The organism is Streptococcus sp. 339, from assembly GCF_013277285.1.
GTDB lineage: Bacteria > Bacillota > Bacilli > Lactobacillales > Streptococcaceae > Streptococcus > Streptococcus pseudopneumoniae.
Map to the genome: position 1 here is coordinate 1 of NZ_VMMR01000113.1, position 7,728 is coordinate 7,728.

General features: G+C 42.8%; 7 protein-coding genes and 3 pseudogenes. All 10 read right to left on the reverse strand.

The window, feature by feature from the left end:
- Positions 1-203: 203 nt before the first annotated feature.
- A pseudogene (locus HT736_RS10845) lies at positions 204-866 on the reverse strand (DNA alkylation repair protein).
- Positions 867-1,499 carry a response regulator transcription factor gene (locus tag HT736_RS10855; protein WP_000698415.1) on the reverse strand — a complete coding sequence of 211 codons (633 nt, stop codon included), beginning with the start codon at positions 1,497-1,499 and terminating at the stop codon, positions 867-869.
- Between the two features lie 13 nt (positions 1,500-1,512).
- Positions 1,513-2,508 carry a sensor histidine kinase gene (locus HT736_RS10860; RefSeq protein WP_000743691.1) on the reverse strand — a complete coding sequence of 332 codons (996 nt, stop codon included), beginning with the start codon at positions 2,506-2,508 and terminating at the stop codon, positions 1,513-1,515.
- Entirely contained in the window at positions 2,505-3,203 is a 699-nt protein-coding gene (gene liaF / locus HT736_RS10865; protein ID WP_001224643.1) for a cell wall-active antibiotics response protein LiaF, read from the reverse strand. Before liaF ends, HT736_RS10860 begins: the two co-directional genes overlap by 4 nt.
- Positions 3,204-3,279: 76 nt before the next feature.
- Entirely contained in the window at positions 3,280-4,290 is a 1,011-nt protein-coding gene (gene fni / locus HT736_RS10870; protein ID WP_000210663.1) for a type 2 isopentenyl-diphosphate Delta-isomerase, read from the reverse strand.
- On the reverse strand, positions 4,274-5,281 hold the full coding sequence (locus HT736_RS10875; RefSeq protein ID WP_000562398.1) for a phosphomevalonate kinase: 1,008 nt from the start codon (positions 5,279-5,281) through the stop codon (positions 4,274-4,276). The genes fni and HT736_RS10875 overlap by 17 nt, the downstream gene beginning before the upstream one ends.
- On the reverse strand, positions 5,268-6,221 hold the full coding sequence (mvaD, locus tag HT736_RS10880; protein WP_000373448.1) for a diphosphomevalonate decarboxylase: 954 nt from the start codon (positions 6,219-6,221) through the stop codon (positions 5,268-5,270). Before mvaD ends, HT736_RS10875 begins: the two co-directional genes overlap by 14 nt.
- Positions 6,203-7,081: a mevalonate kinase gene (mvk, locus tag HT736_RS10885; protein WP_000163312.1), complete on the reverse strand. Its 879-nt coding sequence runs from the start codon at positions 7,079-7,081 to the stop codon at positions 6,203-6,205. Before mvk ends, mvaD begins: the two co-directional genes overlap by 19 nt.
- 120 nt (positions 7,082-7,201) lie before the next feature.
- Positions 7,202-7,482, reverse strand: a pseudogene (locus HT736_RS10890) (transposase).
- Positions 7,483-7,728: pseudogene (locus tag HT736_RS10895) on the reverse strand (IS30 family transposase); the annotation flags it as partial.

The following is a 7,728-nucleotide window of genomic DNA, read 5'->3' on the forward strand; positions in this document are numbered from 1 at the left end:
TAAACGAGATTAAAGAACAGCGAAATCCCTTGTGGCGCAAAGGGTTAGCTGCCCTTTTGTATTTTTTAAGTGATAAAGTCGGGATTATAGCATACTATTCTAAATTTCTCAATCTACTATAGAATCAAGAAATCTATCACCTTCTGTAAATACCCTCCATTATCACATAAACAGGTAAACTTTTCAATTAATGACTGCGCTTTTCAATCACGATAGAGGTACTTGCTTGCTTCTTTGATACTAAGTTCAGCCATTCTTTCCTTGTTTTTCTCAATAAAGCATGTTACCCAAGTTGGATTCGTTTTGGAGTAGTCTCGCAGAGTCCAGCCAATGGCTTTATTGGTAAAAAATTCTGTTTGGTTCAAGTTATGAAGGAGAATCTTTTCCATTAATTGAGTATTGGTCTTCTCTTTTCTTAATAACTGGTGGTCAATAGCGACGCGTCTCAACCAGATATTGTCTGACAGGCTCCATTGGAGGGTTATTTTTTCCAGTTCCTGCTTCTCATACACCAAACTCCCTACTACTCGATCTAGGATATCCACCGTATCCCACCAAGACTTGGTAACAACCAACTGCTCTAGCTTAGGCAAATCGCTGTCCTTTAAATAAGACTGCATTGCTTTCAAATAGTTAGCAGCCACATACTGGTATTCTCTAGATTCTTTTTCCCAGCAAGTATCTGCAAAATCCCAATCGATAATCTTTGTTTTTTCGCTTCTGGAAAATATTTTTATAGAGTTTATTTCTTTCAGGCACCGCAATACCTAGAAAAGAAAATTGATGGCGCATATGGGCTTCCATGGGTCTTGCTTTTTAGAGTCTTTTGCTGCTTCTAGCTCCTCAAGTAAATCTGCTAAACTCATCTAAAACTCCTCATGCCCCACCAAGTGGTGCTGAAAGGCATAGACCGCTGCCTGGGTGCGATCGCTGACCTCAAGTTTGGCAAGGATATTGGACACATGGGTCTTGACCGTCTTAAGAGAGATAAAAAGTTCATCAGCGATGCGCTGATTTTCGTAACCCTTGGCAATCAGTTGGAGAACATCTCGCTCACGCGCAGTTAGGTCCTCATGAAGTTCCATGTGATTTCGGTGATATTCGACCTTCTTGCTGACCTCTTGCTCAATGGCCAGCTCCCCAGCAGCCACCTTACGGACGGCATGGAGTAGTTCGTCGGCACTAGAAGTCTTGAGCATATAGCCCCTAGCACCAGCATTTAAGACAGGCATGATTTTTTCATTGTCCAAGTACGAAGTTACAATCAAAATCTTGGCTTCAGGCCATTCTTTAAGGATAGCCAAGGTCGCGTCAATTCCATTCATCTCAGGCATGACAATATCCATGACAATAACATCTGGACGCAATTCCAATGCCAAGTCAATACCTTGAGACCCATTTGCAGCCTCGCCCACAACTTCTACATCGTCTTGGAGGTCAAAGTAGCTTTTCAAGCCCAATCGGACCATTTCATGGTCATCTACCAGTAAAATTTTCATCTTTACTCCTTTATCATTCCTTATCGAGCAGGGGAATACGAATATCAACTGCCAGTCCTTGCTTGGGAGCTGTCAATAACTGAACCGTCCCTGCCATATCTTCAACCCGCTCCTTGATATTGCGTAGTCCATAACTCAGGTCGTCTAAACTCCCTAACTGGAAACCAATCCCATTGTCCACCACCTTCAGCTGCAATTCAACATCTGTCTGATAGAGATAGACATCCAGACAAGATGCCTGGGCATGGCGAAGGGTATTGCTGATCAACTCTTGCAGAATACGGAAGATATGCTCCTCGATTTTTTTAGGCAATTTCGTCACATTTTGCTTGAAACTAACCTTGAGATCACTCTTATCCTCAAGCTCTTTTAAAAGGATTTGAATTCCTTCAACCAGACTCTTCTGCTCCAGCTCAACTGGTCGCAAATGCAAGAGCAAGACCCGTAAATCCTTCTGGGCAGTTTCTACAATAGCTGTGACACTCTGCAACTGGATCTGCATCTTTTCTCTATCCAATTTCAAAGCCTGTTGACTGACACCTGACAAAATCATGTGAGCCGCAAACAACTCCTGACTGACGGTATCGTGCAAATCCCGAGCAATTCGCTTCCGTTCTTTCTCGATGATTTCCTCTTCCTGAGCAAGGCTGTGATTTTCAGCCTTTTGAAGAGCTTCTGTCAAAAGGTTAAGTTTACCTGACAAGGACTTGAAACTGACATCCAAATCTGGATCTGCAACTTGAACCACTTCTTGCCCTGCCAATAAACGCTTGAGATTAGCCTGCATTTTTCTTAGAGAAAGCTCTTCAATACCTCGCCAAAATAGGGCTAAGAGACAGGTCATGGACATGCTGAACACCAACAACAAAAAGACAAATTTTTCTGTTTTTTCGACATCATGCAAGAAAATAGACCAGTCAAAATCAAGGATTTCCATCAAGCTGTGGGAGAAAAACAAGACAAATAAGATGGAGGTGAGAACAATGATTACATAGGCTTGTTTTTTCATCCTCTGACCACCTCCACATCCCCAATCATAGTAGTCAAGAAAATCTTGACACTCTTGTTACTCTTGAGATAGTCTCTTGTTTCTTGATGATAGTGTTCATTGCGAAGGGCTCGCTTGGGCTGATTGAAAAAATTCAAATCCCCATAGAGACAGTTAACGCTAAGGCTGACTTCCACATCTACAGGTACAATGATTTTGGTCGTTCCTACCATCTTTCTGAGGATAATGACATTGTCATGATTGGTTAGAATCACCCTCTCCAGATGAATGGTGTCCTTGCCCATGAGACGAAAGAGATTGATATCATCAAACTGGCAAGTTTGATAACTTGAAAAATGATGGAGATTGCCAAACCAACGATTTTTCTCCTTCTTAACCGTCACAACCTCTTCAAAAACCAAATTTGTCTGCTCTTTTTCCTGGTTCATCATCGGGTAAAGAAGAAAGAGACTATAGATGACCGCAACAAAAATAGCTAGAATCACAAAAGGATTGAGCATGACGATGAAAAAGAAGAGAATGCTTGCCACCACTAAAAGAAGATTATTGCCCTCTTTACCAGTGTAATAGCGAATCAAAAGCAAAAAGAGGAATAAAATCAGCAGAAAACGTGAAAAATGCTCTGAAACCATCAAAATCAGAGCTCCCGTCAAAAGACAGGCTTCGATAAATAAAAAGATTTTAAATTTTCTCATAGGTTGATCCTCTCCTTTCTATTTTATCACACTTCAAAAAAGTCACCTCAGTCTGAGGATGGAAAAAAGGCGGTGGTCACGCCTTTTTCATCTGATCCTTTGCTTCTTTTAATTTTCCATAAAGAAGATAGTCTACTTTTTGCAAATCTGCTATGGTGGCACAATTAAGAGCACACATAATCAAACGCAGATCGTCTTTCCAGCCTTGAACAATACCAATCACTTCTTCAACTGAATAGGTTTCAACCAATTCCAGAACTGTTCGTGACAGTCCTACAGCTTTGGCACCAAAGACCAAACACTTAATCATATCCAGCGGATTCCGAACGCCTCCACTAACCAAGAGTTCGACCTTGTCTTTCCATTCTTGGGCGTTGAGTAGGGCCTGCACGGTAGACTGTCCCCATTGATTGAGGTAATCACGCTGGCCACTGCGACGGTTTTCGATATAGGCAAAGCTGGTGCCACCACGACCTGATAAATCCACTGTACGAACACCCAGTTCATAGGCTCTCTCGATGGTCTTGGCATCCATTCCAAAGCCCACTTCCTTGAGAACAATAGGAACAGGAATTTGCTGGCTATAGTCTGCCAGATGCGATTGCCAGCTTCTGAACTTCCTTTCTCCCTCAGGCATAAGCAATTCCTGCATGACATTGACATGCACTTGCAGGAGAAGAGGATGCATCTCTTCTACAGTCTGAAGGCCTAACTCGACAGGCTTGTCCAATCCAATATTGGTTCCAAGGAGGAGATTGGGATGACTAGACTTGACAGAAAAAGAGTCATCTGCTGGATCTTTGAGTGCTGCGCTATAAGAACCCGTTACAAATAAAATACCACAGGCTTCTGCCACTTGAGCCAACTTTTGATTGATTTCTTTACCTTTTTCACTCCCACCTGTCATGGCATTGATATAAAAAGGAAAATCCCACTTTCGACCAGCAAACTCTGTCGACAGATCGATTTCATCCAGATTGTAAAGAGGCAAGGAAGAATGAAGCAGCTCCACCTCATCAAAGCTATTATAGGAACTTTTCTGCTCAAGGGCATAGCGGATGTGCTCATCCTTACGATTTGTCGTCATGTCCTATCCTTTCTTGGTATAAGAGCTCAATCCCCAGATCGGCCCAACGGTTTTTTAGGGTTTCAGTTGATTGCTCATCAAAACTCAAGGCAATACCACAATCACCACCACCAGCGCCACTGCTTTTGGCAACGGCTTGCAAATCTTGACTGGCTTCTTTCAGCTGTCTAAGCGAAGGCGTATAAATATCTGCGCTCAAGCCTTCTAAGAGATTGCTGGCTGTTTCCACCTGCTCAATAACTTTTTCGGATTTCCCCTGCTCCAAGGCTTCTACCAGAGAAGCCACTGTTTCTTTTGAGGAACTTAAAAAATTCTGATTGATATTTTGCTTGATTTGTTGAACCATATCACTAGATACAGCCACTTCCTTGGTCCATCCCACTAGGAAATCACATTCTAAAGTTGGTTTCACTTGTGAAATTGAAAAGTCCCAATCACGCTCTAAAACAGTCGCCAAATTTTCTTCTTTCAACCAAGCTGCTACCTGCTGGCGATCAAATGACTGGTAAAGAACCAAATCCTCTGCCACAATACAGGCAAGGTCCCCCATAGACCCATTGTCTCCGCGCTTGAGCAAGACAGCGCTAGCCAGCTTGAACAAAAGCTCCTGATCAACCGAAAGCTTATACAGAGCTAGCAGAGCCTTGATGACCAAAACAACGACGCTACCGCTAGAACCTAGACCAAACTTTTTCCCTTCCCGTTCCATTTTTCCTCGAATTTCTAGAGAAAAATGTCTTAAAGTTTGACCTCGATAAGTCAGGAAATCTTCCACTAAAGCAATCGTTTCTTGAATCAAGCTGTAGTCAGAATTTGGCGCCAAATCTACTGCGAAATCAAACAGATCTGAATAAATACGGTAGCTGTCAGAAAAAGCAATATCGCCCTTCATATAGATGGGAATGGCCTTTATCAAGGCCAACTGTCCGGGCTCTAAAATAGCATATTCACCTGCCCAATAGAGCTTTCCACAAGTTTTAACAGCAATCATCTTGACTCAAATCCTTTGTTTTTGACACAATCAAGCGGTAACGTTGACCGAAGATTTTTGATAAATGCTCCAAGTCTTTCTCTTGACAAAGAACTTTGACATTAGGACCGGCATCCATAGTAAAGTAGCAGGCCTCTCCTTGCTCGCGAAGTTGACGAACAAAGTCCATCGCTTCATAAGATGAATCGGTCAGATAAGAAAAGGCTGGTGATGCTGTTTTTGTCGTAGCGTGCATAGCAAGAGCATTTTTCTCCGTTAATTCTCCAATCTTGGCAAAGTCATTTTCCTTGAGATAAATCAGCATATCCTGATAGTCCTTCTCAGACTGACGAACCCAGTCGTCAAAAGTCGTCGAAGTCTCCACACAAAGTTTCATCCCGTCACGGCTAGAGATTGGTTTTTTCTTGTCCTCTAGCACCAACATGATCATAGCTAGTTTCAAGTTTGTCTCTACAGGGTAAATTCCCCCACTATCCTTGTCCCAGGCACCTAGTGGTCCATAAAAACTCCGAGAAGAAGAACCTGAGGCAAACTTAGCCTCCTGTGCCAACTGACTCCGAGACAAACCAAGCTGGAAATAAGCATTACAAGCCTTGACCAGGGCGGACAAACCACTAGAACTTGAGGACAGGCCCGCTGCCGTAGGCATATTATTTTGAGTATCGATACGGACAAAGCCCTCACCAGCTGGACGATAACGGTCAATAATCTTACTCATCTTGGCATGCTCGACCTCATTTTGTAGCTGAGCATTGATGTAAAATTCGTCAGCTGTTACATTGGCTGGTAAAGGCGACAAGGTCGTCTCTGTATACATATTTTCCAAAGTTAGAGAAATACTGCTAGTAGCAGGCACTATCTCTTTTTCTTTTTTCTTTCCCCAATATTTGATAATAGCAATATTTGCGTAGGAACGTACTGTTACAGGCTCTCTATCCATGTCTGAACAGCTCCTTTCTCTTCTAATCTTTCTGCTAATTCTTGTGCGTGTGTCAAATTATCTGCCAAGGCTATAATACAGCCTCCTAGCCCACCACCGCTCATCTTGGCACCCAGAGCACCATGGCTAAGAGCCGTTTCAACCAGATGGTCTGCCTCAGGGCTACTGACCCCAATTTCTTTTAAATGTAAATGCGCTTGACTGAGGATTTGTCCCAGTTCTTCAGCATCTTTTTGTGAAATCGCATCCTCTGCCTGCTGGGTCAATTCTCCCAAGGCATGCAAAAATGGTAGGGCATCCTTGCCCTTATTTTGAACCACTTGGATGGCTTCACGAGTATGACCATAAACACCCGTATCGGCAATCACCAAATAGGCGGATAAATCCATCTCAAGTTCTGTAAATCCTACGTTCTTGATAAAGCGAATAGGTTGGTCACTGAGACAGGTCTTAGCATCCAAACCACTAGGATTCATATGGGCAATCATTTCAGCTCGATTGACCAAGATTTCTAGTACATCATGAGGCAGATCGGCCTGATAGTAGTCAAATACCGCACGAATGGCCGCTATGCTGATAGCCGCTGACGAACCCATCCCCCGTTTCTCAGGGATAGCCGAGTCAATCTCACAACGAATGCAGGCTTCTGTGATATCCAAATACTCCAGTGAGGCATAAACCGCCATGGACAAGGTATCCTCCTCATAAAGGCGCCAAGGACTCTCTGCAGGAACTACCTTACAGGTCACCTCCACCTCCAAAAGAGGCAGGGAAATGGCAGGATAACCGTAAACGACCGCATGTTCCCCTATTAAAATTATCTTACTATGTGCCTGACCGACACCAACTTTTTTTGTCATTTTTTCCTTTTACTAGACGAAAAACGTCTTATTTTTCATACAAGTATTAATTCTTTCCTATCTATTTTATTATATTTTCACAAAAAAAGCGATTGTTTCCATTCACAATCGCTTCTTTCATTATTGAACCCATTCGCCATTATAGTTGACAGAATAGCCATTTACAGTCGTATTCACTGCCAAGGCACCTGAGCTATAAGCGCGTAGTACCATCTGCCATTGACCTGGAACCAACCTGTCGTCATAGAACGACGAAAGAAACTCCATACCGTTAAGTAAAGAGGAAAGTCGTGAGGGAGCATGCGCCATTGACAACCTGTTTTAGTGACGTACAAAGTCTCATTAACAAGTACTCGTTTCGGCCATTTATAGGTGCGGTGTTTGGAGAAATAGGGTTCAATCTCCCAAGAGGCATAGGGGTGCGCATAATAGATATGTTCCTCAGAAAATACATCAGACAAGCGGTTAAATTCTGTACCATTATCTGCCGTGATGGACAGAATCTTGTCTTGTTTTAAGATGAGTTTTAAAGCCTGATTGACCGCCTCAGCACTTTTATTTGGAATCAATCGGATAATTTGATGCCTAGTCCTTCGATCAGTTAAGACCAGTAAACAATAATTTTTCACCCTTGTAAGCAGAACTGT